The sequence below is a fragment of the Niallia oryzisoli genome (genome assembly GCF_036670025.1).
GTDB lineage: Bacteria > Bacillota > Bacilli > Bacillales > Cytobacillaceae > Bacillus_BD > Bacillus_BD oryzisoli.
This window is the reverse complement of record NZ_CP137640.1, coordinates 5,418,080-5,444,265: the sequence shown is the minus strand read 5'-3', so window position 1 is coordinate 5,444,265 and position 26,186 is coordinate 5,418,080. Positions and strand designations below refer to the sequence as shown.

General features: G+C 38.8%; 25 protein-coding genes and 3 pseudogenes. 14 read left to right on the top strand and 14 right to left on the bottom strand.

Annotation, left to right across the window (positions count from 1 at the left end):
* Nucleotides 1-194 precede the first annotated feature (194 nt).
* Together R4Z09_RS27150 and R4Z09_RS27145 are read right to left on the bottom strand one after the other, a co-directional pair.
* Nucleotides 195-689, bottom strand: coding sequence for a DUF6803 family protein (locus tag R4Z09_RS27150; RefSeq protein WP_338449782.1), 495 nt, complete (start codon nt 687-689; stop codon nt 195-197).
* Nucleotides 690-869: 180 nt separating this feature from the next.
* Nucleotides 870-2,264, bottom strand: a complete 1,395-nt coding sequence (locus R4Z09_RS27145) for a CorA family divalent cation transporter (protein ID WP_338449781.1) — start codon at nt 2,262-2,264, stop codon at nt 870-872.
* A 315-nt stretch (nt 2,265-2,579) separates the two neighbouring features.
* Between R4Z09_RS27145 and R4Z09_RS27140 the strand changes: the two genes are divergently transcribed.
* A complete protein-coding gene (locus tag R4Z09_RS27140) occupies nt 2,580-2,765 on the top strand; it encodes an aspartyl-phosphate phosphatase Spo0E family protein (RefSeq protein ID WP_338449780.1) in 186 nt (61 codons plus the stop codon).
* A 147-nt stretch (nt 2,766-2,912) separates the two neighbouring features.
* Here R4Z09_RS27140 and R4Z09_RS27135 read toward each other — a convergent pair whose 3' ends face one another.
* Both R4Z09_RS27135 and R4Z09_RS27130 read right to left on the bottom strand, forming a co-directional pair.
* Nucleotides 2,913-3,755, bottom strand: a complete 843-nt coding sequence (locus R4Z09_RS27135; protein WP_338449779.1) for an aldo/keto reductase — start codon at nt 3,753-3,755, stop codon at nt 2,913-2,915.
* Nucleotides 3,756-3,891: 136 nt separating this feature from the next.
* The gene (locus R4Z09_RS27130; protein ID WP_338449778.1) at nt 3,892-4,074 is read right to left on the bottom strand and encodes a hypothetical protein; all 183 of its coding nucleotides are present in this window, start codon (nt 4,072-4,074) and stop codon (nt 3,892-3,894) included.
* A gap of 420 nt (nt 4,075-4,494) precedes the next feature.
* On the opposite strand from R4Z09_RS27130, the gene rsgA reads away from it, so the two are divergent.
* Nucleotides 4,495-5,580 carry a ribosome small subunit-dependent GTPase A gene (rsgA, locus tag R4Z09_RS27125; RefSeq protein ID WP_338449777.1) on the top strand — a complete coding sequence of 362 codons (1,086 nt, stop codon included), beginning with the start codon at nt 4,495-4,497 and terminating at the stop codon, nt 5,578-5,580.
* Nucleotides 5,581-5,699: 119 nt separating this feature from the next.
* Here the strand turns inward: rsgA and R4Z09_RS27120 are convergent, their stop codons facing one another.
* The 3 genes from R4Z09_RS27120 to R4Z09_RS27110 all read right to left on the bottom strand — a co-directional run bounded on the left by R4Z09_RS27120 (nt 5,700) and on the right by R4Z09_RS27110 (nt 7,707).
* Nucleotides 5,700-5,972: a hypothetical protein gene (locus tag R4Z09_RS27120; RefSeq protein WP_338449776.1), complete on the bottom strand. Its 273-nt coding sequence runs from the start codon at nt 5,970-5,972 to the stop codon at nt 5,700-5,702.
* 315 nt (nt 5,973-6,287) lie between these two features.
* A complete protein-coding gene (locus tag R4Z09_RS27115) occupies nt 6,288-6,872 on the bottom strand; it encodes a helix-turn-helix domain-containing protein (protein ID WP_338449775.1) in 585 nt (194 codons plus the stop codon).
* Nucleotides 6,873-7,074: 202 nt separating this feature from the next.
* Nucleotides 7,075-7,707 (bottom strand): LysE family translocator, encoded by a 633-nt coding sequence (locus R4Z09_RS27110; RefSeq protein WP_338449774.1) that lies wholly within the window; start codon nt 7,705-7,707, stop codon nt 7,075-7,077.
* A 258-nt stretch (nt 7,708-7,965) separates the two neighbouring features.
* Between R4Z09_RS27110 and R4Z09_RS27105 the strand changes: the two genes are divergently transcribed.
* Entirely contained in the window at nt 7,966-8,184 is a 219-nt protein-coding gene (locus R4Z09_RS27105; protein WP_338449773.1) for a helix-turn-helix transcriptional regulator, read from the top strand.
* Nucleotides 8,171-8,602: a hypothetical protein gene (locus tag R4Z09_RS27100; protein WP_338449772.1), complete on the top strand. Its 432-nt coding sequence runs from the start codon at nt 8,171-8,173 to the stop codon at nt 8,600-8,602. The genes R4Z09_RS27105 and R4Z09_RS27100 overlap by 14 nt, the downstream gene beginning before the upstream one ends.
* A gap of 72 nt (nt 8,603-8,674) precedes the next feature.
* On the opposite strand, the gene R4Z09_RS27095 is transcribed toward R4Z09_RS27100, so the two are convergent.
* Nucleotides 8,675-10,015: an aromatic acid/H+ symport family MFS transporter gene (locus tag R4Z09_RS27095; protein ID WP_338449771.1), complete on the bottom strand. Its 1,341-nt coding sequence runs from the start codon at nt 10,013-10,015 to the stop codon at nt 8,675-8,677.
* A 625-nt stretch (nt 10,016-10,640) separates the two neighbouring features.
* On the bottom strand, nt 10,641-11,597 hold the full coding sequence (locus tag R4Z09_RS27090) for a D-2-hydroxyacid dehydrogenase (protein ID WP_338449770.1): 957 nt from the start codon (nt 11,595-11,597) through the stop codon (nt 10,641-10,643).
* 176 nt (nt 11,598-11,773) lie between these two features.
* Between R4Z09_RS27090 and R4Z09_RS27085 the strand changes: the two genes are divergently transcribed.
* The gene (locus tag R4Z09_RS27085) at nt 11,774-12,667 is read left to right on the top strand and encodes a fumarylacetoacetate hydrolase family protein (protein ID WP_338449769.1); all 894 of its coding nucleotides are present in this window, start codon (nt 11,774-11,776) and stop codon (nt 12,665-12,667) included.
* A gap of 100 nt (nt 12,668-12,767) precedes the next feature.
* On the opposite strand, the gene R4Z09_RS27080 is transcribed toward R4Z09_RS27085, so the two are convergent.
* Nucleotides 12,768-13,577 (bottom strand): type II CAAX endopeptidase family protein, encoded by an 810-nt coding sequence (locus tag R4Z09_RS27080; RefSeq protein ID WP_338449768.1) that lies wholly within the window; start codon nt 13,575-13,577, stop codon nt 12,768-12,770.
* Nucleotides 13,578-13,720: 143 nt separating this feature from the next.
* On the opposite strand from R4Z09_RS27080, the gene R4Z09_RS27075 reads away from it, so the two are divergent.
* From R4Z09_RS27075 to R4Z09_RS27035, 8 genes and pseudogenes are all read left to right on the top strand, one after another.
* Nucleotides 13,721-14,908 carry a sensor histidine kinase gene (locus R4Z09_RS27075; RefSeq protein WP_338449767.1) on the top strand — a complete coding sequence of 396 codons (1,188 nt, stop codon included), beginning with the start codon at nt 13,721-13,723 and terminating at the stop codon, nt 14,906-14,908.
* Entirely contained in the window at nt 14,905-15,567 is a 663-nt protein-coding gene (locus tag R4Z09_RS27070; protein ID WP_338449766.1) for a response regulator transcription factor, read from the top strand. The genes R4Z09_RS27075 and R4Z09_RS27070 overlap by 4 nt, the downstream gene beginning before the upstream one ends.
* A 509-nt stretch (nt 15,568-16,076) precedes the next feature.
* A pseudogene (locus R4Z09_RS27060) lies at nt 16,077-16,579 on the top strand (SDR family NAD(P)-dependent oxidoreductase).
* Nucleotides 16,533-16,874, top strand: coding sequence for an SDR family NAD(P)-dependent oxidoreductase (locus R4Z09_RS27055; RefSeq protein ID WP_338453367.1), 342 nt, complete (start codon nt 16,533-16,535; stop codon nt 16,872-16,874). The pseudogene R4Z09_RS27060 and the gene R4Z09_RS27055 overlap by 47 nt, the downstream one beginning before the upstream one ends.
* A gap of 57 nt (nt 16,875-16,931) precedes the next feature.
* Nucleotides 16,932-17,240 carry a hypothetical protein gene (locus R4Z09_RS27050; RefSeq protein ID WP_338449763.1) on the top strand — a complete coding sequence of 103 codons (309 nt, stop codon included), beginning with the start codon at nt 16,932-16,934 and terminating at the stop codon, nt 17,238-17,240.
* Between the two features lie 100 nt (nt 17,241-17,340).
* On the top strand, nt 17,341-17,652 hold the full coding sequence (locus R4Z09_RS27045) for a hypothetical protein (protein ID WP_338449762.1): 312 nt from the start codon (nt 17,341-17,343) through the stop codon (nt 17,650-17,652).
* 104 nt (nt 17,653-17,756) lie between these two features.
* Nucleotides 17,757-18,905 (top strand): plasmid pRiA4b ORF-3 family protein, encoded by a 1,149-nt coding sequence (locus R4Z09_RS27040; RefSeq protein WP_338449761.1) that lies wholly within the window; start codon nt 17,757-17,759, stop codon nt 18,903-18,905.
* 297 nt (nt 18,906-19,202) lie between these two features.
* Entirely contained in the window at nt 19,203-19,796 is a 594-nt protein-coding gene (locus R4Z09_RS27035) for a hypothetical protein (protein ID WP_338449760.1), read from the top strand.
* A gap of 85 nt (nt 19,797-19,881) precedes the next feature.
* On the opposite strand, the pseudogene R4Z09_RS27030 reads toward R4Z09_RS27035, so the two are convergent.
* From R4Z09_RS27030 to R4Z09_RS27020, 3 genes and pseudogenes are all read right to left on the bottom strand, one after another.
* A pseudogene (locus R4Z09_RS27030) lies at nt 19,882-20,952 on the bottom strand (two-component system sensor histidine kinase NtrB); the annotation flags it as partial.
* Between the two features lie 120 nt (nt 20,953-21,072).
* A pseudogene (locus R4Z09_RS27025) lies at nt 21,073-21,423 on the bottom strand (response regulator); the annotation flags it as partial.
* Nucleotides 21,413-24,166, bottom strand: a complete 2,754-nt coding sequence (locus tag R4Z09_RS27020; protein ID WP_338449759.1) for a hybrid sensor histidine kinase/response regulator — start codon at nt 24,164-24,166, stop codon at nt 21,413-21,415. The gene R4Z09_RS27020 and the pseudogene R4Z09_RS27025, both read right to left, overlap by 11 nt.
* A gap of 289 nt (nt 24,167-24,455) precedes the next feature.
* Here R4Z09_RS27020 and R4Z09_RS27015 point away from each other — a divergent pair, with 289 nt between their 5' ends.
* On the top strand, nt 24,456-25,517 hold the full coding sequence (locus tag R4Z09_RS27015) for an S-layer homology domain-containing protein (RefSeq protein WP_338449758.1): 1,062 nt from the start codon (nt 24,456-24,458) through the stop codon (nt 25,515-25,517).
* A gap of 139 nt (nt 25,518-25,656) precedes the next feature.
* On the opposite strand, the gene R4Z09_RS27010 is transcribed toward R4Z09_RS27015, so the two are convergent.
* On the bottom strand, nt 25,657-26,130 hold the full coding sequence (locus tag R4Z09_RS27010) for an NUDIX hydrolase (protein WP_338449757.1): 474 nt from the start codon (nt 26,128-26,130) through the stop codon (nt 25,657-25,659).
* Between the last annotated feature and the right edge of the window lie 56 nt (nt 26,131-26,186).

The window sequence follows — 26,186 nt, the reverse complement described above, 5'->3', positions numbered from 1 at the left end:
CCTGTCTTTCTTTTATAAATTTACCTAACATTACTATAACCTTTTCTAACTTCCGAAAATAGAATTTTTTAAATAAAGCCACAAAGTCCTATGTACAAAAGAAGCCGCAGAGAAGGACAGCATCTTTTTTGTCAAGGAAAAAACGGCGTTATCTACAGGTTTACGCTAGTAGATAACACCGTTTTTACTGCTTACTACATATTCATCATATGATTCGCCCCTGCCCCGAAAGTCGGTTCTAACATACCTAATATCATCGCTATGTGTGAGACAACGAGGAAAATCCCCACAAAAGTGGCATGGATTTTAAGTTTTTGCTCTGCCGATTTATTTTTCCAAATCAGATTCATGTCTAGTAAAGCCATTCCAAGCAGCGGAACAATACCTGATAGGTAGAGACCCACAGCCAATATATCTGTCAAACCGCGCCATTCTTCAGCGGTTGTGATTGGAATAACTGCGTTGATAAACAGATAGATAAACACGCCAGTGAAATACAAGCCTACAAGAATAGAGGTAATTTTGTTAACTGCTCGTAATGATCCGTTAAGATTTCGGGTAAACAGTATGGCCAATTCAGTTATGGCAATGGTTTCAGCCAAGATGACTGGAATGGCCATAAACAGAATCAAGTTCCATGGTTGGTTTGTTGCCAGCAGCTCCATATAATGAGTCATTGTCATGTTCATGGTTCATTTCTCCTTAAGGTTCAACTTGTAGTCGAATCATAGCAGGCAAATATGCAGAAAGTATTCAGAAATGGTGGAGGATTGGTGTCTATGTAACAAAATCCTTTACCATTTCTAAACAGAACCAGAATAAATGACTCGGTGCCATCATCAAAATGTGAAGCAAGAGAACCCAATGCTTCAACGCCGGTTGTTTTTTCTTATAATATAGAATCCGAAGAAAGCTACCACGTAAAGGATGATGGCAGAATAATAGAAGTATTCATCTTTCCCTTTTAGAAAGTCGACATTCATGCCAAAGAAGCCTGTTATGGCAGTAATGGGCAGGAAGAGCAGGGTGATTACTTGGATGAGTATGTTTGTTTTTTCACGACTTTCAATCCGCATTTCCTCTTTTGCCTTCTCATCTTTATCGGCGGCAACCTCAATAAAGGAAGATAAAGCGTCGAGTTCTGATTTCAATTCTTTATAGAGAGAGTCAATTCCTAGACGGTTTTTGATTTTCTCATAAAGCTCAGCATGATGTGTAATGTAGGAAACCTGCTCATACAGTCCTCTTACTGTAAAGTCGACGATTTCTTGCTTGAAATGATTGATGATGTTAACTTGCTCGGAAAAATTCTTGCCGTCTAAAGTATTGTGAATCACCCCAGCGTTCACGGACATTTTGAGCAGGCTGTATTTTTGCTGGAGAAGCAAAAGATAGAGATAGAAATAGGTTTTTTCAATGTTGTTAAAAAAGTGATCGGCAAAATAATCATCCGTGGTACGATTGCCTGTTTCCAACGAAAGATTGGCTACTCCTTCTATCGAAAATCCCCAATAACTATTCTCGAAAGGTTGATAGATATCCGGATTGTCCTCAAGATTTAAATCATATTTTGTAGGAAGATAGGTATCTTTATATGCTTTTCTTAAATAATATAGATACTTTGCAATATCCTTTCCATCACTTAGTACCGGCCCTTGCAGGTATGATCCGGTATACAACAGCACATGGTTCGGATTCTGATTCATTTCTTCAAAATAAGAATCAACCGCGAGCGTCTTTGTTACGGTTTTGGTCAAGTCCTTAAAGTCAATTGTCATTTTTCCATTAGTATCTTTTATAAAGTACATTTTGTTCGTCTTTTTGAAAACCTGTTTGATGTAGTAGTTTGTAAGAATGAGGTCATGGATTGTCACTTGTTTTTCAAAATCAACTTCGCTCTTTTGTCCGCAAGTCATGATATGGTAGACCAAAAATCCGACCTGTGTGTCAAATAAGTATAGATCTATTCCATCGATTCTGATTTCAAATGTATGTTCCTTCACTTGATAAGTGATTCTACAAGCTGCTTGTTCCGGTAACCCTAGCTTTGAGCGATCATTTGGCTCCAGCTCAAAAGCTTTTCCAATCGTTGTTTTATCGTTTTCATTATGGTTAATAAGAGAGGCAATATGATCAAATACTTTTTCATTTGTTAGCTTTTTTACAGTAAAAAAGGGTATAGCAGGAATTGTTTTAAACGGCTTTTGATAGGTAAATGGAATGATTAAATAGGTTATATGCTTTTTTAACAAAGGGATGTCCATGTATTGCGCTCCTTTCACTTTCTATTCCAGTTTTCTAGATTAAGTATAAATTATTCATATTTGAATTAGCTTAATAGATAGATCCCTTATATATTTCTGAATTTTCAACGTTTATAAATGGATTTTAATAATGAAAAATGTTTAAATAATATTATTATTAATGATACACAATAAATATTCATATCCACATAAAATATACTCATGTGTTCACATAAATTATTAATTTATTTGGTTAAAAAATGTGAGTTTAGTCACTGTTTAGATTAGGAAATTTTAATAAAATTCTATTATATTCTGAAAAAGGGGGTCATTAGTATGATTTTTAAGATAAAAAGTGATGAGAAAAATGACCTGTTGAATATTATAGCAACTGTACGAGAAGAAATGATCCGAACTGGTATGACAGAAGGACTTACCAGTATTAATACAATAACACTAAGTCAACGACTTGATGAATATATTGCAAGATATCAAGCAATTATGTTAAAAGAATTAGCTTAGGTATCAATTTCTTCCTTGGTTTGTTCTTATTTTCAAAAGATAAAACCAATTGGAGAGTTTTACACTAAACTAAAAGAAAATATTTTCGGAAACCAATAAAAAAAGCGCATCACTCTTAAGAGTGGTGCGCTTTGTCGTGATAACAGCTTAAAATTCCTCATAAACAGCCGGATCCTGGTTGTTAATTCGGCCATCCGGGTGGGTTAATCCTGAAATGATGCTCATTTCTGTTTGATCCAATTCGAAGTCAAAGATGGAAATGTTCTCGAGCTGGCGTTCAGGTGAAGCGGATTTCGGTATGGAAACCGCACCCAGTTGATAATGCCAGCGCAGCACAATTTGCGGAATTGTCTTGTTATGACGGTTGGCAATCTCTTGAATTGAGTCAACATGGATATCGCGAATGCCGCGGGTTAGCGGACTCCATGATTCAATAGCGATGTTATTCTCCTGATGCCATTTTCGTGCTTCTTCCTGGTTGAAAAATGGATGTAATTCGATTTGGTTGACGCTTGGCTTTACGCCGGTTTCGTTTACCAAACGGTCAATATGCTCCGGTAAAAAGTTGCACACACCGATGGAGCGGATGAGGCCCCATTTCTTAGCGTCGATTAACGCCTGCCATGCTTCAATATATGTATCAACACGAGGGTTTGGCCAGTGAATCAAATATAAATCATAATAATCTAAGTTCGCACGGTATAAGGATTCTTGGATGGTCGTAACCGCCTTATCATATTCTTGATAGCGGCCAGGCAATTTAGAGGTAATGAAGAGCTCTTGTCGTGGAACAGAGCTTCGTCGAACAGCTTCCCCAATAGTTCCTTCGTTTTCATAATTGTAAGCAGAATCAATTAAGCGATAGCCGGCATCAATCGCCGTCAGAATGGAATTCACACCTGCATTTCCCTTAAGCAAATAAGTACCAAGGCCAACAACAGGCAGATGAAGACCGTCGTTAAGCGTAATCTCTGGAATTGATGAAACCATTAACCAATCACTCCTTTCAATATAGTTATAGATTACCATATTTCGGTAGGGCTTGGTTAATAATTGGCACTCTTGAGATGCAGGTGGATGGTTCTGTTGCTTCCATGGAAGCAACAGAACCATCCACCTGCATCATCTATCCTTTTATATAGAGAAAGACCATAAGCACGATGATGAATCCAACAAAAAAGAAAGGCCCTAAACCTGAGCTGTAGACGAAATGAACTTTGATGTTTTGCATGGCGTTTACTAGGATGTAGATAAGTAAAAAGCCGCCTAGAATTTGAATGAGCTGCAGGTGTTTATTTTTTCTTCTCATCTCAATCGCTCCTTTTGGAAGCTAATCACAGATTCGAGGATACTTGTAACCGTTAAAGGGGCTGAGTTTCTGATTTTCGTCCATTTATTGACACCTTATGTGAACTGTGACTTGTATTATTCGTTTAAATTTCAAGCTAAACATGCCCACCTCCCCAAATGAGGCAATAATGAAGCAGTGAGAGGTGTAATTTTATTAAAACTTGTATGGGAAAGATCAGGGAATCGATGCCTAGAATGTTCATTACCAAATGGTTGAACATCATGATATAGTAAAAGCATAAATAATGGAAAGGAGATGTTGTTTTAATGTACAGCAAACAAAACTTTGAGATTGTAACAAATGGGGAGGGATGTGCAAAATAAATTCATGCATAGAACCTCCCAAAGGTTAGGATCCAAACTTTAGGAGGAAATGAAGTTGAATACTATTAATATGAAATACCTAGGACTTACTGAAGATTTAATACAGGAGTCTAAAATATATAAAGATCTTTTTATTGGTCGAGTTTCATCGCAATATAAAAATTTATATAAAGTAATAACGGAAAATGGTGAGATTGCTGCTGAGATTTCAGGGAAACTTTACTATCGTGTAGAAGAACTTTCTGAATTTCCTGCCGTTGGTGACTTCGTTATGGTTGATAGAACAGACCATTCAAAGGGAAACGGAATCATACATCACATCCTTACACGGAAAAGTGTTTTTGCGCGTAAAGTGGCAGGTTCTAAGGAAGATATTCAGGTTGTCGCTGCAAATATTGATACAGTATTTATTTGTATGTCACTGAACAATGATTTTAATCTTCGCAGGCTGGAGCGTTACCTTTCTATCGCTTGGGACAGTGGTGCAATACCAGTTATTGTCCTTACTAAATCAGATCTATGTAAAGAAATAGAGGTAAGGCTTAACGAAATATCCTCTATCGCAATAGGTGTAGAGGTACTTGTTACAACTACTACTTCTGATGAAGGGTATCGATCGTTAAAAAAGTATCTTCCTAGTTGTAAGACAGCAGCGTTTATAGGCTCATCTGGAGTAGGGAAATCGACCTTAATCAATTGTCTACTCGGTCAAAATATATTAGATACAAATGGGATACGAGAGGATGATAAAGGCAGACACACTACGACAAGGCGTGAACTGATCATGTTGCCGAATGGTGGCGTTGTGATAGACACTCCGGGTATGAGGGAGCTTGGAATTATTAATGCGGATTTAACAAAATCCTTTGCTGATATTGATGAACTTGCTTTTAATTGTAAATTCAATTACTGTACTCATAAGAATGAACCAAACTGTGCTGTGCAACAGGCTATTAAAGATGACACTTTGTCAATTGAAAGACTTGAAAGCTATTGGAAACTTAAAAGGGAAACAAAGTATGAAGGCTTGAATTCTAAAATGATTGAGAAAGAAAAGATTAATGAAATGTTTAATGGTATGGGTGGCATGAAAAACGCAAGGAAATTCATCAAAGAACAAAATAGGAAAAAAAGAAGATGATTTTTTAATTGTAACTCCATGACAAGCTTCCCGATTCAATCTTCACAAACAGGCGCATTTCCAGAGTATGGATCTGCGCTTGTTTTTTGCATTAACGGGTGCAATTTTAATTGCCCTGTTCATATACATTTGAAGATATTATGCTCCTTTAAAACACTTTTTAATTTAAACATAATTGTGTTATAAGTATCGTATTTATAGGTGCATAGAAGTGCACTTTTTATATTAAATGCTTTGAAGAATAAATCAATTTGTTTTTTCACATAGCGTACGATTTGCTCTTTATAAAATAACTTTCTTTGTGCAATTTTTTCACGAATGTCTTCCATAAAGGAAAAAATGAAATGCAGAATGGAAGATTCTATGTTGCCGCAATATTCAGACACCGTCATTTTTCACGCCTCCTCTTTTGTCAACAACTTTGATAAAAAATTACATTAACTTATTATTGTAAACTAAAATTAATTAAAGTCAAACTTTCCAACCAAAGCGTCAGTGCTTTCGCCTAGGGGTCAAGGGGACAGGTACCTTGACCCAGTATTTTTACCTCAGGGTCGCGGTGCCTGTCCCCTTGTTCCAAAAAGTTTCATTAGAAAAAGAATCCCTCACCTTTTGAATCAGGATTATTCAAAAGGTGAGGGATTGAATTTAAACGAGTAATAACAGTTAAGTCATAACTCACATATGTTTATTTTTCTATTAAATTTTTAAACAAGCTGATAATATAATCTGAATTGAGTATCAAACCATAGCAGTTTGCCATGTTTGCGTTTTGGGATACGTGTTTGTAAACTCCATTCAGGATACTGTTTAATGATTTGAACTTGATCACCTGTCGCAAAGGCAATAAATGAAATATAATGATCTTTTGTCATCGGATGGTCGCTTGAAATAAACCATTCATTATCCATTTCTGTCATCGATAGCTTTTCCTCGTCTGTTGCTTTCTTCGCTTCGAGTGGTTCTAACTTTCTCCCGCAGCAAGATAGGGTAATACTTCCGGTTGCTAATACGATATTATTACATGATGGACAGACAAAATAATGTGACTTTTTCATATTTCCTCCCACAAATTCATTCGACGATAATTCACCATCTAATATATTTTCTATATTAACTCCCAAGAGGAATGATAAACTTGGTAATAGTGTGACGTCTGGGCATCCATACCCGCGCTCCCATTTTGAAATCGTTCGATCAGAAATATTCATTTGATCCGCTAATTGTTTCTGTGTCAGCCCTTTTTCTTTTCGCAAATGATAAATTAACTCTCCAACTTTACGATTATCCATCCATTTTCCCTCCTGCTCTATTGTCATCTTAGAGGTTTATATAGCTGTAAGCAACAAACGCTCCGTAGAGTTAAAGCTGGGTCACGGGGACAGGCACCCCGACCCTCATTGGGTCAAGGTGCCTGTCCCTCTGTCCCTCCTAAATATGGTAAAAAAAGACCCTTCGATTAAGGGTCTTAGTGTGTGTAAAAATAAAATGAATCTAATTATGGGCTTTTTCAAGAGCTAGTTTTATACCAAAGCCTATCAATACAGTGCCTGTGATTCCTTCAATAATATGTTGTGTTTTCGGTTTTTTCATAAAAACACTAATCTGATTGATTAAATAGATATAAAGTAAAAACCATACGGCAGTCAAAACCGTATAAGTAATACCCATTAATAGAAAGGGTATAAAGGTATTGCTTGCAGTGTGCACGAATTGAGGCAAAAAGGTTAAGAAAAAGACAGCAACTTTGGGATTTAGGATATTGGTAAGGAATCCTTGTTTAAAACAAGATGTGTTTTTAAACGGGCTTTTTGTGTTCATCTCAACGCTTGCTGTTGTTTCCTTTTTCTTCAAAGACCATAGTGTTTTGATACCTAGATAAATTAAGTAAACCGCACCAACGTATTTAAAGATAGTAAATAATAATGCTGATTTTACAATGATAGCTGATAGTCCTAATACAGCAGCAGATGTATGGATGAGAAGGGCACAACAAGTACCTAAGGCAGTTTTAAGACCCCCTAATCTTCCAACAGTGACAGTATTTTTTGTGGCAATAGCAGTATCGGGACCAGGTAAAAGAATTAGTAAAATACACATAAGAACAAACAGTGGAAAATTTTCCATTCTATTAACACCTTCTAATTATGATAAGTTCTGAATTTGTCATTCTTACATGTATTATATATAAATCATGTTATTAATTGAATATCAATTTTAGGGATTGAACAGACATATCAAAGGTATTATGAAACTTGTAGAGTAATAGTAGTGTAGGTGCCACTGAAAAAGGGTCGCGGTGCCTGTCCCTCCGACCCTAATGTAATATATATATGGAATAATGTAATTTATATGTTACAATGTTTTCAAGGAGGGATTTTTTCGTTGGAAAATAGGGTAAAGATAGCGCGTGTTCAGGTGGGTTTAACTCAGCAGCAATTGGCGGAGAAAATTGGTATCACTCGTCAAACCATTAGCTTGATAGAAAAAGGAAAATATAATCCAACCTTAAAGCTGTGTCTGGATATTTGTTATGCCGTGAATAAAACACTAGATGAAGTTTTTTGGATAGAAAAGGGGAGTGATGAAAGTGAAAAAAATTAAGGATGAACGGCTAGTTTTACAAAACTTAAAAAACATCCGTATTGCATACATCATTCAAACAGTTGGTATTCTTGGAATATTAGGCTATGATTTAGTAACAAAAGGGTTTGATGGCATGAGAGAAAATCCATTATGGCTAGTATTCATACTAACAACGGTTATTTCTACATATCTATCAATGAGTATTAGTATAGACCATGAAGGTAATGGAAAATCCCCGAAAAAGGGTTTAAATATTTCGTTGTTTGTAATAGTTATTGTTTCTATCCTAATCGGATTTTTTGTATCCATTACGGATGGTTTTACAATAATTGACGGAGTAATGATGGGCGGAATTTTATTTATTTGCGGTCTTGTGCCAGTTATTTATATTTACTATTTACGAATAAAGCGACAAAATGAACATTTCGATGAATAAAGGAAGGGGACAAAGGGGCACTTTGTTCCAGTATTACTGCACTGGGTCGAGGTGCCTGTCCCTCTGTCCCTATTAATTAGCAGGTGTGTCTAATTGTTGTTGAGTTGTTATTACCTTTTCGCCTTGTTGATTGGCTAGGAAAACTGCTAGTGCTGCAATGACTCCTGGAATCGCAAATACTAGGAAGTTTACTTGTAAAGTTAATTGTGAAGCGAGTAAAATACCGCCAATGGTTGGTCCAAGTATTCCTCCAATTCTTCCGACTGCTAATGCCCATCCTAGTGCTGTTGAGCGCATGGTGATTGGGTAAAATTGAGAAGTATAGGAATGTGTAAGGTTTTGGGTTCCAACGGTTGCGGCTCCTGCAATCGCCACCAATACATACAATAGAATCATATTTGTTGCATATCCTAGGCTTGTAATCGTAATAGCAGCGATTACAAAGAATAGAATGAGCGCTCTGCCAACACCCCAACGGTCTGCTAACCATCCCATTAGAATCGCACCGATGGTAGCACCCACATTTAACGCCAGAAGGAAGCTTAAACTTGAACCAAGAGGGAAACCAGCTTCGGTCATGAATTTTGGCAGCCATGTATTCAATCCATAAATCATCAATAGTGACATAAAGTATGTTAACCAAATCATCACGGTTAAAAGGGCTCTTTTTTCAGTAAATAGATTCTTAACTGGAGATGAATCTTGTTTTTTATTTAAGACGAATGTTTCATTTTCTGATGGTTTATACGTTGTATTCACCTTTACGAGAATCTTTTGTATCCCTTTATGATCATTTTTAACAATCAATGATCCTACTGAGTCTGGTAATAATTTTACCAGGAACGGCAAGAACAATATTGGAAGGGCACCAAAGAAAAATACGGACTCCCAGCCAAAATTAGTGATCAGAATCATACTTAGTAAAGCTGCGACAACTCCGCCAATGGAATATCCAGCCATAATCGTAGCGATCATACGGCTGCGCAATCCTTCTGGAGAATATTCACTAATCAAACCAATAACATTCGGCATCATGCCGCCTAATCCTAAACCAGTAATGAATCGGAACAGTCCAAATAATTCTGGGCTTGGAGCTAATCCTGCAAGCAGCATAAATAGACTAAAGATAAAAACACAAATCAAGATAATCTTTTTTCGGCCTAATTTATCTGCTAAGGTTCCAAATATTAATGCTCCAAACATCATGCCAAATAAGGCATAACTTCCATACATCCCTGCTTGAACAGCAGAAATTCCCCATTCTTTCATTAAGGTAGGTACCACTGCACCATAGATCGTTAAATCAAACCCATCAAATAGCATTAATAGTGCACCCCAGAAAAGTAACATCCCATGAAACTTATTAAATTTTGCCTTTAGAACTGTTTGTTCAGCATTAGTTGTTACTTGCATGTCTTCCTCCTCCTTTAATGTCATCTCCTTAATAAGTGCCAAAACTGATTTAAAATAAAATATCTTAATATTATAATCACTAAATTTATAGTGAATACAAAACAAAAAAATGAGAAATACATGTTGCACCTGTTTAATTGATTTAAAAAGTGCGGAACCAGTATTTCTTTTATTCTAAAGATTTTTATTCAGTAACAGGGCTATTTTAGAGTTTGCTCTTTCATTGGTGAATAAAAAACTTAAAGCACTAAGATTTACAACTTAATAGACATAGACAATAGTGTCCGAAGTCTAATTTGTCATAAAAGTAATAGAATTATTTTATGTATATTTAAAATTATCTGAATATAAATATAATTTAATGTTTTTCTGACAAAATGTCTAATAAAAATTTTCTTGCATAAATTACCAAAAACCCAAAAAAATTATAACAGAACCACTTGTATTATTCGTGGGTCGAGGGGACAGGTTCACCCAGTTGATTGCAAGTTTAAAAAATAATATAGAATGAATAAGATTTATCTCAATTAATCATGCTGAAAAATCTTATTCAATCTATACAACTTTTATTCAATTGTTGGGACGAGGTGCCTGTCCCCTTGAACCAAAGAGGTCCCCCTATCCCTTAGGAATTTACAACATTCTTTGGATTCCCGGTCATATACGCTTTTATATTGTCAACGGCCATATTCAAAAGACGGCTGCGTGCTTCCTTCGTAGCCCAAGAGATATGTGGCGTGATAATACAATTTTTTGCTTGAAGCAGAGGATTGGTATCCTCCGGAGGTTCTACCGCCAGCACGTCCAATCCGGCGCCGCCAATCACTCCTGCATTGAGGGCTTCTGCTAAATCTTTATTGTTAACTAACTTGCCGCGTGACGTGTTAATAATAATAGCGGAACGTTTCATCATGGATAAATTTTCAGCGTTTATCAGTCCTTCTGTTTCTGAGGTCAATGGACAGTGCAAGCTGACAACATCCGATAACCTCATCAGTTCATTCAAATCGCACCATTGAAAATCGGGCAGGTCCATTTCGCGGTGATTCCTGCCATATGCCAAAATACGCATACCAAATGCCGAAGCAATCCGTGCGGTTTGAAGTCCGATTCGTCCTAACCCAACGATGCCCATCGTCTTGCCGGACAATTCAATAAGCGGGTAGTTCCAGAAGCACCAATCAGGATTCTTTCCCCACTGCCCTTCCATAACCGCATCACTGTGGCGTTGAACGCGATGACAATGCTCTAACAGCAGCGCAAAAACCATTTGGGACACTGATTCCGTCCCATAAGCAGGAATGTTCGTCACGACGATTCCTCGTTCTTTCGCAGCCTGAATATCGACAACATCGAAGCCAGTTGCCAGTACACCAATATACTTTAGATTGGGCAGATGATCGAGAACAGCCTTTCTTAAAGGTGTTTTGTTCGTTAAGACGATCTCAGCGTTTGCAGCCCTTTCCACAATGAGATCCACAGGTGTCCGATCGTAAATAGCTGTTTCCTCAAGCTGCATCAATTCACTCCAGCTTAAATCACCAGGATTTAATGTATAGCCATCCAAAACACAAATATTCATAATATCATTCCTTTCAAATGGGTCGAAGGGACAGGCACCATGACCCGGTATTACTATGGGTCACGGTGCCTGTCCCCTCGAACCTTGATTCTTTTCGAATTACCTTTTTCTGTATATAATTTTTAAGGAAATACTTATTCTATTATAGAAGAAAATCAGAACTAAGAGGTGAGAGGATGAGGTTTGTAACGGTAAAAGATCAGGATTGTGAGTTTATTGGATTAGTTGATGATTCGGAAAAGCTTGTTTTACCTTTAAAAAGGGTGTGGGATGAGTTAGAAGAGGGGTTTTTTCCTAACACTATGTTAGAGGCAGTGGAGCTTGGGGATGAATTTATCGCTAAGGTACAGAGGTTATTGAAAAATGTAACAAGTGAGTCATATATTCCGATAGATTCAGTTACAAGGCTAGCACCAATGACTAAACTAAGAAAAAATATATTATGTGTTGGGAAGAATTATGCTAAGCATGCAATAGAAATGGGCAGTGAAAAGGATATTCCAAAGCACCCAATTATTTTTACGAAAGCTCCAACAACCGTTGTTGGGCACGGTACAGAAGTTCAAAACCATCAAGATGTAACAAGTGAGCTGGATTATGAAGGGGAATTAGCCGTTATTATTGGAAAAAAAGGGAGTAAAATCAGCAGAGAAGAGGCATTAGATTATGTTTTTGGCTACACTATTATCAATGACGTAACGGCAAGAGATTTACAAGCCCAACATAAGCAATTTTTTATTGGCAAAAGCCTTGATACGTCATGTCCAATAGGACCTTGGATTGTCCATGCTTCTGCAATCGAAAATCCACATCATTTAGAGATTGAAACAAAGATTAATGGCGAAGTTAGACAGCATTCGAATACTAAAAATTTTATATTTCCTATCGATGAGATTATCCATGTTTTATCAAAGGGTATGACACTTGAACCTGGGGATATTATTGCCACTGGAACTCCTGCAGGGGTGGGTAAAGGCTTTAATCCTCCAAGGTTTCTAAAACCTGGTGACAAAATGGAAATCACAATTGAAAAAATAGGAACATTAGTTAATACTATTTCGGAAAGATAATCTTTTTTGCAAAAAAGAGGGACATTGGTGGGTCAAGGGGACAGGCACCCTGTCCCAGAATGACCCTTGGGACGAGGTGCCTGTCCCCTTGACCCTCTTTTTAGGAGTGTACATTCTCACTGATAGTTGATGAAACGGTTTGACGGTAAAATACATTCGTTAAGAAAAGGGTGATCAAGATATATAAAACAATAATAATTAATTGAAACAACCCTAAATCCCCGTTATATTTCAAAAGAGCAATCTCGCTGTTCCCAACAAGATGTGAAGTAGCGAAGTTGTAAATGAGATGAGCGAATATACCCGGCAGCAATGATCCGCTTTTTAAATAAACATAGAGAAGTACACAGCTCATCACCATTAATACCACGATACTAACGGGATCCAATCCTTTAAAAATATGAAAGATCATAAAGATGACGCTTGATACTATATAAAGCTTCTTTTTTGTCAGGAAATGTAGATTTGCAACAAAGTATCCTCGAAATAAGATCTCTTCATAAAGTGCAGCGATAAACCAGGAGGCAAAAACCAATAAGAATAAGCTGTAAAAACGACCCTCTGACAAGACTTGTAAATTCCATTCTGCTGAAATGACTCCTCTTTCTGAACCAATCATGACTACATACATAACAAGTAATACTGTAACGACAATAGAAGTAAGGGAGAATAATAGATCTTTATTATTCATCCTAAATCCCAATGTATTTATTTTTTTTCGGTCAACCAATCGATAAAAAAGGATCGTGGCAATGGCGGTGATTCCACTTACCACCAACCCGACTAATCCAAACATTTTAAGGTCCGGTGTACTGATATACTGAAACAAACCTAACGGGAATAACAATAAATAATTGAGAAGAAAGTTAATGGCACAAACACTTATAATACGAAACAAACCAGTTTTCATTTTCATCCATCCTTTGTTAGTTTATTGATTCTCATATTAATGGCAAAAAGTCATCTTACGTAGTGACGAATGGATAATGATTAGTCATAATGGAAAAGACTGAAAATTCATAATGAAAACCGGTTGAAAGAAGATGATGAGTGATGTTATCAGCCTTAGATAATCGAAAGTGGAATTGGCTTGATACCTTTTTGTTTTTTATGCGTACGCTGTGGATCTATTACAATGCCAGCTGGGTTATAGGTGTTACGGTTGATCCCGTGAATAAATGGCTGTTGTTCTTCTGGTTTACCGCTATTTACCTTGTGCCGCTTCTGTTTTACCGGCCAGGCTGTATTCATCTCGTATATTTTTTCATCGCCGAATTCCTATTGACGGGGAGTATGTTTATTTTCCTGATGAATGAATTTCAGATGACCGGCGCCTATGATTTTCTTTATCTGCCCTTGATTATGTTTGCTTATGCTTGTCAGGTAAGGCCATTAGTTTGGATTGGGCCGCTTCTCAGTCTCGTTCTATTCTTAACAGGTACATGGGTCGGGGACCAATTCAACGAAACCTTCATTGATATGGCAATTAATACGCCGCTTTTTTATATGATTGGGTTTTGCTTAGGAAGGGTAACGGTGGTGAATCTGAAAATGAAAAAATTAATTGACTCTATTCAAGAGAAAAACCTGGCGTTAGAGCAATATTCGAAAAGAATTGAGGAGCTGACGATAATGGAGGAAAGGAACCGGGTATCACAGGATTTGCATGATACGGTCGGCCACATTTTTACATCCGTTATCACGAGCTTGGATGCTCTGCCATTTGTGATGAAGGCCAATCAAGAAGAGGCAGAGAATAATATAAAGGAAATTTCTAATCTTGCTAGAAAAGGATTGGATGATGTGAGAAAAACGATTCATCAATTATCACCAATGGAATCGCATCAATCATTAGCGGCTTCTTTTCGGCAGGTCATTTCGGAATTTATGAAGCACACGGGAACGGACGTTGATTTTCAAATAGAGGGAAGCGAGCGAGAAATTGGTGAGAGAGCGAAGTATACCTTGATTCGCTGTTTGCAGGAAGCGTTAACGAATGCCAAACGACATGGGCAGGCGACACAGGTGTTTGTGGAGATCTCCTTTGAGGACGATGCGCTTATCCTGCAGGTTACGGACAATGGCGCTGGGACAGAATCTCTTGATCCCGGATTTGGAATCACAACGATGAAGGATCGAATCCGCTCACTAAATGGAGTTATAAGCATGGAGTCGGAAAAGAATAAAGGGACAAAAATTCGCTGTTCCATCCCGCTTGTAAAGGAAGTGGTACGTACATGATTAAAGCCATTATTGTCGAAGACCAAGAGCTGCTTCGGAAAAGTTTAAAGATTGTGTTGGAAAGTATGTCCGATATTCGAATTATTGGAATGGCTAGTAATGGGGAAGAAGCGATTCAATTATGTGAAGAGGAAAATCCTGATGTCGTATTAATGGATATTCAAATGCCAGTGATGGATGGGGTCAAGGCAACAGCAGAAATAAAACAGCGTATGCCTCATATTAAAGTGATTATATTAACCACCTTTCAGGATATCACACATGTACTTAATGCCCTACATGCAGGTGCGGAGGGGTATATTTTGAAGGCCGTGGACCCGCAGTTTTTAGTGAATGGCATCAAGCTGGTCTATCATGGAGGTACCTTGATCCCACAGGAATTAGCTAAAGAAGTCTTTCAGTCCATCCAAAATGGTTCGAACAAGGGAGCGGATCACACAGATCCTATGAAGAATCCGTATGAATTAAGCCAACAGGAATTAAAGGTGCTGAAATATCTGGCGCAGGGACTTTCAAATAAGGCCATATCTGAAAGAATGTTTTTGTCTCTCGGAACAGTCAAAAACTATATATCAAGTATTTATTCGAAATTAGAGGTGAAAAACCGTTCATCCGCGATTATGAAGGCAATAGAAGAGCGGATTATTAAGGAAAAATAAATAGTCATCACAAGGTCGAGAATATGACTTATTGTTCGCCTTTTCTCACTACTGTATATGTCTTTTCTTGATTGAACTACTCCACCTTAATTTCCCAACGAAAATTTGAAGATGGAGATTCCTGCGAACACCAAGGTATCCCTCAGTTATTTAGCAGGCTATCCCCGTCGCACCGACGGTTAGCAGTACAAGTGGCGTGAGCCTCCTGCGAGTGTTGCAAACTTGTACGTTGAACTCGCCACGCACCCTACTTTAGCTTGGTTTTCGCAACTTCGGTGTGCGTGGAGGCGAATGGTGCTTGGATATTTTACAGTGCGAAGCCTTTCTCGCACTAACCCTATATATCCAGTTTTCAAAGAACAACTCACAGGAATATTATACCTTGCGAACAAGTGTTTGTCTATCGTCAATCGACATTCATCTCCCACTTATTTTTGCCCAGCACAAAATTGAAGTGGGAGTCTTCTGTCGGAAAAAGATAAAATCAATAAGGAACAGACAGCGTTTTTATGAAAAAAAGTGAGGGGATAAAGGTGGAGTTTAACGGTAAAGTGGCCTTGATTACGGGCGGTACATCCGGGATTGGTTTTGCTGTTGCCAATAGATTAGCGGAAAAAGGGGCAAAGGTTGTTATTGTTGGGAGAAATCAAGAAAAGGAAACGATGCGTTACGTAAATTGAGGCAAATCCATCAAGAGATTCTCTATCTTTCATGTGAAGTGACAACGGGAGAGGAAGTAAAAGGGATGATTGAAAAAACGCTGCAGCACTTCGAACGTTTGGATTTTGCTTTTAATAATGCTGCAAATGATGAAGTAATCTCTGCGTATACAGCTGAGTTTATGGAAGAGGATTATGACCGGTTAATTGGTGTTACGCTGAAGAGCGTGTGGTTATGTATGAAGTATGAATTGCAGGTAATGTCGGAGCAGGGAAGCGGGGTAATTGTGAATACATCGTCTGTTGATGCATTATTTATGCGCTGCTGGCACGGCTGTTTATTCAGCTGGTAAAAGTGGTGTGATTGCCTTAACAAAATCAACCGCACAAGAATACGGGCGACAAGGAATAAGGGTAAACGCGGTTAGTCCGGGAGCGGTTCGAACGCCGCTTTTAGAAAAGAAATTTACTGTGCTTAACGAGGAAGAAGCTCTTATTCTAGAAAATAAATATAATGAATGCAATGCTTTAGGCAGAATAGGTTTAGCAGAGGAAATCGCATCGGTTGTTACGTGGTTATTTTCCAAAGAATCCTCCTATATCACGGGGCAGAACGTCATTGCAGATGGCGGGATTTGTTTTATGTAAGGAATGATTATTTTTAGGATGGAAAACATTCTATTCAAACGATATGGAGGGGTTCTTTTGAGAGTTCTAAGGTATGTTTTAAGTGCGTGTTTTTTGCTTGCCGGACTTTTGCTCTTTTTTATTGAGATGGAATTAGGCGGTGTAGTTAGTGTTGTCATTGCCTTTTTATTGTTTCCCTCTAGCCGGAGCGGTGCTAAGAAGTCTATTGCGACAAGTCGAAGTTATGACAGCCATTATTATCATAATGATCATGACAGGGACGACGATGATTGGGATGATGATGACCGTGATGATGACCATGACCATGACCATGGTTCTTATAGTGAGGGAGGTTCCGATTCTGATTCAGGAGGGTCGGATGATTGAGCAGAAAGGAGGATGAGATGGTACGGAGTAAATGGGAGTAGCCTAAGTTTACTCTCAGTTTAAGCAGGCTGATGTCAGTCTATTTAATAGGGGGAAGTGAATGGCGGAAATCATCATATTATTAGGAATTGGAATCTTGCCTGTTGTGTTAAGTATTTTTTTACAAAAAAAAATCATTCAATCAAATAAATCTGTTGTGTTAAAGAGTATTGGAAATTACGTATTGTTAGCGTTGGTGCAAACCATCCTTCTGGTAGGCTTGCTTCTCATACAAATCGCCATGTTTCCCGATGTCGCTGGAGGCGCAATCGGCTGGTTCTTCGTCGCATATGTTATTTATTCACCGTTCGTACTTATTTTTAACCTTGTTGTGATGATTGTAGCTCATAGAATATTGCGGAAGAAGATTTGAACCGTCCCCATGCTTCCGTTTATTGAATGTTTTAAAGGTGATAGGATAAGATTGGATTTAATATGTGTTGTAATGATTTTTGCTTTGGAAATGGAGTTTTGTACATGAAGATACATTGTACGAAGAAGTTGTTGGATGAGTTGAAGCTGAAGCCGGAGGAGGTACAGGGAGAGGAAGTGCCGCTTTTTTCTTGGCATGCGAATGTGCTGTTTGTGAACCGGAGGAAAACAGTGGTGTTTTCGAATGACCATAATCGGTATATCATTGTTCTCCATGGGCTAAAGGTTAAGGATTTTAAAAAGCTTGATGAGCTCTTTGTTCAGGCAGTCCGGGTTGCTTTTCAGCAGGAATCTATAAAAGAGGAAATTATCGATCAGTATTTGGAACAGGCAAAGGAAATTTCTTTTGCAAAAACGAAGGATCGAACAACGGTTGCCAGGATGAATAAGAGCTGTGAACATGTGACTTATTGTGAGGATTTATTCACAAACGATGTCCTTTTTCAAAGCAAGGTAAGTAAGCGGGCCAGCCAATTTTTAGTCGGGCAGGGGAAAAAAGATTATATCGTACCAGCAGAAGAATTGTATAAGGATCTAGAGGAGTTTGCGGGAGGACCTATTTTTAGCTCGAAAGCGGTTGAAATGTTGGTAACTCTTAAACTGGAAAAGCATCATGTCTGGCGGAGGCTGGTGGTCCCAGCCAATCGAACGTTTGCTGAATTCCATAATATATTGCAAATAGCTTTTGGATGGAAAGATCAGCATTTGTATGAATATTATCTATTTGATCCGGAAACGACCGGTTATGATAACTGGGATATTAACCATGGTTCACATAAAGATGGCTATAAGCCCATTTTAAACATCGTCTGTGATGAAAAAGATTTGGAACACGAAATGGATGTACCGAAGAAATTAGATTCCGAAGTACATTTATCGGATTATATGTCCGCCAAAATAAAATATCACTATGACTTTGGAGACTCCTGGCAGGTTTATATTGATTTTGTAAAAGAAGTCCCGGATTATTCGTTAAACCATCCTATATGTCTTGAAGGGGAAGGGAGCGCCCCGCCGGAGGATGTCGGGGGAGAAGGAGGGTTTGAAGAATTCCTAGCAGTCATCTCTGATCCTAAGCACCCTGATTATTTTCAAACATCAGAATGGGGACTATTCCAAGGATATAACGAATTTAACTTGGATAGGATAAATAGGGGATTGATGAAAGGCGTTTTAATGCCTATTTTATCCTAGGTTTTGAAAGCAGGGGGACGGTTCTTCTGCTTCCAAAATAACTTTAATAGTTAGAGATAGTACTCGAAATGTATACAACCGGCATATTTCCTAATGCCGGTTGTTTTTGTCTATTTAATAAAAAGTCTACAATTTTGTTAATAAAATAATCTCTCTTTTCATTCTATGAAACTCCTCAAAACATTCAAGGATATTACATAAAATGTCATTGACGATAGAAATAATCGAACTATATGATAGAGTAAGCGGAAGGGGAGTCCTTATGAGACACCCCCCAGCATCAAGGTGGAGTTTCATTTGAAAATAAAAGGTAAGATTATTGCTATAGTTAGCGTAGTGCTAATAGCTATTGTTGCTATTCTAGCAATTAATTATAACGGTAAGGTAGAAGAGCAAAACACAATTGCTAAAAATGAAATAAAGCAGAATGAAGTGGAACAGAAGTCCAAAGAGGCAAAAGAAACGGAAGAGGGTTCCACAACGAACAGTGGAAAATCATCGGTAGCGGGCAACCAGGCAGAAGCAGCTGCTAACGAGGAAACTACAGCAGCCGTAGAGGGAGGAACTGCTACTGGGGACACTGCAGCAACATCAGCTGCAGGTAATGAAGCTGGAACATCAACAACGGATAACACAGCAGCAGATTCTTCAACAGCACATGCTGAGACTTCCCCATCGACACAACCATCCTCTGGCAGTTTACATTTTGCCGCAAGAGAGGAAGCGATTGCCTTCGGATTCAGCCGTTTTACAGCGGAAGAAATCGAACTCTATAATCGTGCTTCTGCTAATGGTTTAACACCTGAACAACAAGAAATGGCCATCCAAATGGCATATTCCCGCTTTACATCAGAAGAAGTTGCCGCTCTAGAAGAGGCTTTGGGAAGGTAAACATTAGAATAAAGCAGAGGGACGGTTCTTTTGCTTCCATATGGAAGCAAGAGAACCGTCCCTCTGCTTTTAACTGCACCTTCTTCTAAACTGTAAATTTCACAGAGAAGGTTGTGCCTTGGGTGCTTGTTTGGATTTGGATTTTGGCTTGGTGGCGTGCTGCGATGCCGTAGCATATGCCGAGACCGAGGCCGGTTCCGTTATCCTTTGTCGAGAAGAAGGGAGTACCTAATTTTTCTAAGACTTCGGGCTTTATTCCTTCTCCTTGGTCCTTTACTGAGAGTACAACATGATCGTTTTCCTTGTAAGTGCTGATTGTAATCACCTTCCCCGGGCTCATGGCCTCCAAGCCATTCCGGTATAGGTTTAGGATGAGCTGACGGATTTCATTTCGGTTTAGCATAAGACCAGGAATGTCAGTCAGCTCCAATTCAACCTGTTTATTCTGGTTAGAAGCATCCGCCTGCAGTAAAGGAACCATATCATGGATGAGTGAATTTAAATTCCATTTCTGTAAACCTGTTGATCTTGTATTTCCCATTGAAAGAAATTCTGAGATGATTAAGTTTGCACGGTCAAGCTCGTCAATCATCAAGCTAAAGTAATCTTGAAATGCCGCACATTCATCTTTAGAGCTTAATAGCTGCAAGAATCCGCGTACGGTCGTCATTGGATTTCGAATTTCATGACTGATCCCTGCTGCCATCTGCCCGATTAAATCTAGTCCGGATAATCGTTTCATTTCATTCTCGTACTTTTTCTTTTCTGTAATATCTCTGAAAAAGCTGCAGATTCCATCGTCGAATGGGTACACCGTAACTTCATACCATAAATCATCATATGGAGAGATGGCTTCGAAATGAACCGGAACCCGTTCTTCCATTGCCCGACGATATTCTTTCCCCCATTCCGTATCCACCATCTTAGGGAAGATATCCCATAATCTCTTGCCAATTAAATCATCGGCTTCCAGTTGATCAGGGAAATAGGGGTGGTAATTTACATAAATGTATCTCCACTCTTTGTCAAAAGCCACAAAGCCATCCGTAATACTTTCCACGATATTCATAATCCTTTTATTGGCGGATGCCAGTTCCTTTGTCCGCATTTCAACCATGTTCTCCAGCATATCCCGGTGATGAATTAACTCCATCGTTAATAAGTCTTTTTCTTCTTCCAGTTTTTTCCTCGTCTCTAAAACCTTCTCAAGCTCTTGGTTCTTTCTTTCCAGTTCGTCCCTGGAATGTTTGAGTGCAAGATGCGTTTTCACTCGGGAAATCAATTCATTTCGATGAAAGGGCTTGGTCATATAATCAACGGCCCCTAGATCAAATCCTTTAATGATGTCCTCCTGCTCATTTTTTACCGTTAAAAAGATAACTGGGATTTCTTTATACCGACGGTCTGCTTTAATGGCTGCGCATACCTCATAACCGTCGATTTCAGGCATTTCTACATCTAATAAAATCAGCTCAGGGGTATGTTCCTCCAGAAACTGATACACTTCATTTGCGTTCTGTGCAATGCCGAGCTCATACCCGTGATCCGCCATAATCGTCGCCAAAACTTGTATATTACCAGGGTTGTCATCCACAATTAAGATTAAATCATTGTTTTTATTCTCCATCTGTTCGGCCCTCTGCTAATATTTTTTCAATCTGTTTTAATTTGTTTTTGATTTTTACAATATCGTAGCATTCTACATGGCTCAGTAGTTCTTTTCCTTCGGTTATCAATAAGCGGGATTGATGCTGCTCCCCAATGGAGATTAACCGGTCAGCCAAGCTTTTCACACTGCTTATGATGATGGTAGAGGCTGCTTTTTTTACGTAAGGAAGCAGCTGGGTCCTGATTTCCTCCCACTCTTCAGGCGCAAGAGCGGTATCCTCGTCACAGCCCTTAGTTTCGAAAGAAGGGTCAGGAAACTCCTTGTTATGATGAATAAATTGTGCAAGCTTACTTAATAACTGCTCTGCATGGACAGGTTTTATTAAATAACCATCAAACAGGCTGCCCTCTGGCAGAACTTGAGAAGTGGAGGCACTTAAAGCAATGATTGGAATATCCTTTGTATGAGGCAGGGCCTTTAGTTTTGCAGAGACCTCGAACCCGTCCATGACCGGCATCACGAGGTCCGTAATGATCAAGTCCGGCCGCTCATTCAAGCAGATCTTCAACGCTTCATGCCCGTTTCCAGCAAGCAGGATCCTTAAGCCCGCTTTTGAAAGTAATTCTTTTAATAAGAAACGATTGGTCTCAATATCATCGACGATAAGAATAGTTTCATTTGAAAAATGGTATTGCCAGAAGGAAGTAGTGTCTATTTTGTCAGAATAAGATTCGGTTGCCGCAATCTGGACATTGGTAAAAAGGACTCGAAAAATACTTCCTTTGCCAACTTCGCTTTCAAGTGAAATCTTTCCATTCATCATTTCAACTAATTTTTTCGTAATAGCAAGCCCTAATCCGGTACCGCCATATTTTTTAATGCTTTGCCCTGATACTTGGGTAAAGGACTCGAAGATCTTTTCTTTTTCATAATCAGGAATTCCTATGCCGGTATCTTCAACCGAAAGCTGCAGGTCGACGCAGCTCATGTCATTCGTCTTTGAAGGTCTTGTCTTGATGGAAAGCTTCACATAGCCTTTCTCCGTAAACTTAACCGCGTTACCGGCAAGATTTAAGAGAATTTGCCGAATTCTCACCTCGTCAAACAGGACTAGTTCTGGAATGTCTCCCTGGATGTCGATGCGAAATTCAATTCCCTTTTCCTGCACCTTTTGCGTGAAAATCGTTTCGACTTCTTTAAAAATAGCCGGCAATGTCACCGGTCTTGAATGCAGTTCCATTTTTCCCGCCTCAATTTTGGAAAGGTCGAGAATATCATTAATAATCATGAGCAGGCCGTTTCCCGCTGTGTTAATCGTTTTAATATACCTTTTGTGTTTTTCATCCTGTACGGTATTTTGCAGGAGCTCGCTAAAACCAATGACTGCATTGAGCGGTGTACGGATTTCATGACTCATATTGGCGAGAAACTCACTTTTTGCCGCGTTGGCTTTGTCCGCTTCAATCTTTGCACACTTCAATTCAACATTGGTCTTTTCGATTTCCGCCGTTCTCTCTTTTACTTTTTCCTCTAGATTATTAATGTGTTTATATAATTCGTCCGCCATGTTATTAAAGGACTTCGAAAGCATGCCAATTTCATCATTCTTGTAAACTCCGGCTCTTTGCTGCAAATCTCCTTTTGAAAATTTTTCTGCTGCATCCATTAAGTTATTTATCGGCTTTAACATAAAATCAGTACTTTTTCTATAGATTACGATCGATAGAAGCAGGGCCAAAACCGATAATAGGATAGCTGTTTGAATGTTTTTATGAATATCTGATGTAAATGGTTGATCCGGAATGGCTGTGATAATCAGCCAATCGATTCCTTCGCGTTCATATTCAGTTAGTTTAATATGGAGGCTGCCATTTTCAGTTTCCTTAATTATTTTATCGTTGTTTGTTGTTAAAAATTCGTTGTAGGCATCCCGTATGGATGTATCTTCTAATGAATCAATTGAGATTCTATTGAATGTTCCATCGGCATGTTTTTCAAAATTAGGACCGTCCAATGAATTGGCCACCAGTTCCCCGGTACCTTTTTCCATTACATAAGCGGCTGCCATCCTGTCTGATACAACATTTTTTAAAAATTGATTAAGACTGGAAAGCGTAATATGTGTACCTAACACACCTTGAAGCTGCCCGTTTTTACTATATATAGGATAGGCTGAAGTCAGAACTAAATCATCCTTTACAAAATGCTTGTATAAGGGAGAAAAAATCGGTTTCCCCTTCTTTTTGGCCATCGTATACCATATTCGTGTCCGCGGATCAAACTCGCCAAAGTCCTCAACAAAGGCTCCCTCTGTCATATTCTTCGTGACGGAGTAATAAAGGGAATGTCGATTCGTTTCAGCTGTGCTCCGATAGAGCTCAAGATCATTGTCGGCATTGCGGCGGGCTCCGTAATAGTCCCCGTTTTCCATGCCATAACTAAAGCTGTATATTTCCTCGCTGCTCGCTTGGATGATATTCGCAAAGAAGGCTTCCCGTTTCGCCTTATTGGAAAAATCGATTATATTATCCGCGATGATATGCTGGTTTAATTTGTTCATATCGGCGGGAACACTAATTAGTTCGTCGATTTCATTGAGGATGTCTTTACTCGCGTCGTTTTCAAGCTTTTCGATTACACTTTCAGATGACGCGTTCCAATTTGAGAAAATAATAAAGCCAATTGTAATCAGAGTACTGACCATTAGGAAGATAAAAGATATACTGATAATGCCTCGAATGGAACTTTTTCGTTTTTCCATACATCTTTCCTCATTTCTGACTCCGTAAGAATGAAATATACTTCCCCACTCTATATTAACCGAATAGATGAGCTCAAGAAAATACTATACTAATATAATTTGTGCCTAAAATGTGAATTTCGGGTGAGATCTATAATCAAGGAGGAGAATTGAAGTTTTTTTATAAAGAGTCCGAAATTAACAGAGGAATCAGTTGTTTGGTTATCGAATATTTAAACTAATAAATAAAATGAATATTCATCATCTAGTTCATCATCGCCCGAAGAGTATTTTTAAGGAGTGAACAAGCATGAAAGCAGTAAGGATGTTGTTTCTTGTATTGTTAGTTGCTTTACTCCCGTATCAAATGGCTTTGGCAAAAGAGGCAAAAACACTCGCTTCCTATGAATTTCATGATGAAGGAATTTATAAGCATTGGGCATACGAGGATTTGGAGGATCTTCTTTATGCAGATGTAGTGGAAGGCTTCGAGGGTGATGATGGGCAGATGTATGTGAATCCGGATGAACACATCACAAGAGCTCAATTTGTGAAAATCATCGTAGCTGCGTTAGGGTTATCAAGTGACGGACCCGGAAAGATGTTTTCAGATGTAAAACAGGATGAATGGTATGCTGACGCAATTAGAATTGCTAGTGATTTGGGACTTGTTGGCGGATACGGCGGTCATTTTTACCCGAATGATCCAATTACCCGTGCTGAAATGACAAAGATTCTTGTCCTAGCTTTTGAGAAAACATTGTCTTTCCCAAGTGAAAGTGGAAAAGTTTTTGCTGATGTAGATCATGAAAACTGGGCGGATGAGTTTATTCGCAAGGCCTCTTCCGTAAAAATTGTCAACGGATATGGAGAGTCCTTTAATCCAAACCAATTTGCAACCAGGGCAGAAGCATTTGCCATGCTGCATCGAGCGCTCAAGCTTGAACAGTCCGATTTACCGGAGGATGCTGACCTAACAGCTGTTCTAAGTGAATACATTACCCGCGAAAATAAGCTGGTAGAAACAAATCAATTTGCAGAGCTTCCGGCCTTGGATGAAGAATTCGGAACAGGATTCTATCAACTTGGCGGAGGCGATCCAAAGCCCTTTGACTGGTTCTATCCAGCAGTCGAAGAAGCGGAGATTACAATCCAAATCAATGATGAGAACATGCAGTTCAAAGTTTTGGGAAAATCAAACCGCTTTGCAAAGGTCAAAGTAACCGGCATCACCGTATCTGTTAATGCAAAAATCCCATCCCAGCCAGAACTCAACGAAAACTTCACCACCCAAATGGACAAAGGAATATACCTCCTAAAAAAAGACCCTGCGAGCGGCCAATGGAAGATCTATAATTACCAGGAAAGATAGAAGCACAAGGAAGCAGGGGGACAGTTCTTTTGCTTCCAAAAAGTTGACGTATAAATAACAAAGGCCGGAGAAGGTTCGCAGCTCTCCGGCCTTTGTTATAATTAGTAGAGGGAGTGTCAGCTAGGTTATTCTGAAAATGTTAGTGTAAGGTATCTCGTGTGTCCCTGCTTTTTCGATAATGCTCCAAAATCAACCGAGAAGTCTTCGTTAGATGCTGTGGGAGCTCGTCAAAAGAAAAGTATGCGACCCTGCTGATTTCCTTTTGATCCGGCTTAATCTCTTCCTTGATTCCGTATACAATATAAACCGCAGCAACACTGTATACTTGGTCGCCATTAGGGTATTCGTGGTAAAAATCACTGCCAGAGAATATCTCAAAAAAGGCCAGATTATTCGGTTTAATGCCCATTTCTTCTTTTAACTCTCTTCTGGCCGTTTCCTCAAAAGTTTCTCCGAGCTCCATATAACCGCCCGGCAACCCCCAATTCTTCGTGTCATTCCGATATTGAAGCAGCACCCTGCCTTCTGCGTCTGGGATAATAACCCCGGCTGAATTTAAGATAATCGGGTCATTTCCCAGTTTGCTTCTGATTTCTTCGATATAACCCATCATCGTATATCCTTTCTTGTTGCTTGACTCTGTTAAAATTAATGCCCAAAATGAGAGGG

Excerpts from the sequence above, each read along its gene's own strand:
- R4Z09_RS27150 (WP_338449782.1), bottom strand. The coding sequence starts at position 689 with ATGAACATGACAATGACTCATTATATGGAGCTGCTGGCAACAAACCAA.
- R4Z09_RS27145 (WP_338449781.1), bottom strand. The coding sequence starts at position 2,264 with ATGGACATCCCTTTGTTAAAAAAGCATATAACCTATTTAATCATTCCA.
- R4Z09_RS27140 (WP_338449780.1), top strand. The coding sequence starts at position 2,580 with ATGATTTTTAAGATAAAAAGTGATGAGAAAAATGACCTGTTGAATATT.
- R4Z09_RS27135 (WP_338449779.1), bottom strand. The coding sequence starts at position 3,755 with ATGGTTTCATCAATTCCAGAGATTACGCTTAACGACGGTCTTCATCTG.
- R4Z09_RS27130 (WP_338449778.1), bottom strand. The coding sequence starts at position 4,074 with ATGAGAAGAAAAAATAAACACCTGCAGCTCATTCAAATTCTAGGCGGC.
- R4Z09_RS27120 (WP_338449776.1), bottom strand. The coding sequence starts at position 5,972 with ATGACGGTGTCTGAATATTGCGGCAACATAGAATCTTCCATTCTGCAT.
- R4Z09_RS27115 (WP_338449775.1), bottom strand. The coding sequence starts at position 6,872 with ATGGATAATCGTAAAGTTGGAGAGTTAATTTATCATTTGCGAAAAGAA.
- R4Z09_RS27110 (WP_338449774.1), bottom strand. The coding sequence starts at position 7,707 with ATGGAAAATTTTCCACTGTTTGTTCTTATGTGTATTTTACTAATTCTT.
- R4Z09_RS27095 (WP_338449771.1), bottom strand. The coding sequence starts at position 10,015 with ATGCAAGTAACAACTAATGCTGAACAAACAGTTCTAAAGGCAAAATTT.
- R4Z09_RS27090 (WP_338449770.1), bottom strand. The coding sequence starts at position 11,597 with ATGAATATTTGTGTTTTGGATGGCTATACATTAAATCCTGGTGATTTA.
- R4Z09_RS27085 (WP_338449769.1), top strand. The coding sequence starts at position 11,774 with ATGAGGTTTGTAACGGTAAAAGATCAGGATTGTGAGTTTATTGGATTA.
- R4Z09_RS27080 (WP_338449768.1), bottom strand. The coding sequence starts at position 13,577 with ATGAAAACTGGTTTGTTTCGTATTATAAGTGTTTGTGCCATTAACTTT.
- R4Z09_RS27075 (WP_338449767.1), top strand. The coding sequence starts at position 13,721 with ATGTTATCAGCCTTAGATAATCGAAAGTGGAATTGGCTTGATACCTTT.
- R4Z09_RS27070 (WP_338449766.1), top strand. The coding sequence starts at position 14,905 with ATGATTAAAGCCATTATTGTCGAAGACCAAGAGCTGCTTCGGAAAAGT.
- R4Z09_RS27055 (WP_338453367.1), top strand. The coding sequence starts at position 16,533 with ATGCATTATTTATGCGCTGCTGGCACGGCTGTTTATTCAGCTGGTAAA.
- R4Z09_RS27045 (WP_338449762.1), top strand. The coding sequence starts at position 17,341 with ATGGCGGAAATCATCATATTATTAGGAATTGGAATCTTGCCTGTTGTG.
- R4Z09_RS27040 (WP_338449761.1), top strand. The coding sequence starts at position 17,757 with ATGAAGATACATTGTACGAAGAAGTTGTTGGATGAGTTGAAGCTGAAG.
- R4Z09_RS27020 (WP_338449759.1), bottom strand. The coding sequence starts at position 24,166 with ATGGAAAAACGAAAAAGTTCCATTCGAGGCATTATCAGTATATCTTTT.
- R4Z09_RS27015 (WP_338449758.1), top strand. The coding sequence starts at position 24,456 with ATGAAAGCAGTAAGGATGTTGTTTCTTGTATTGTTAGTTGCTTTACTC.
- R4Z09_RS27010 (WP_338449757.1), bottom strand. The coding sequence starts at position 26,130 with ATGATGGGTTATATCGAAGAAATCAGAAGCAAACTGGGAAATGACCCG.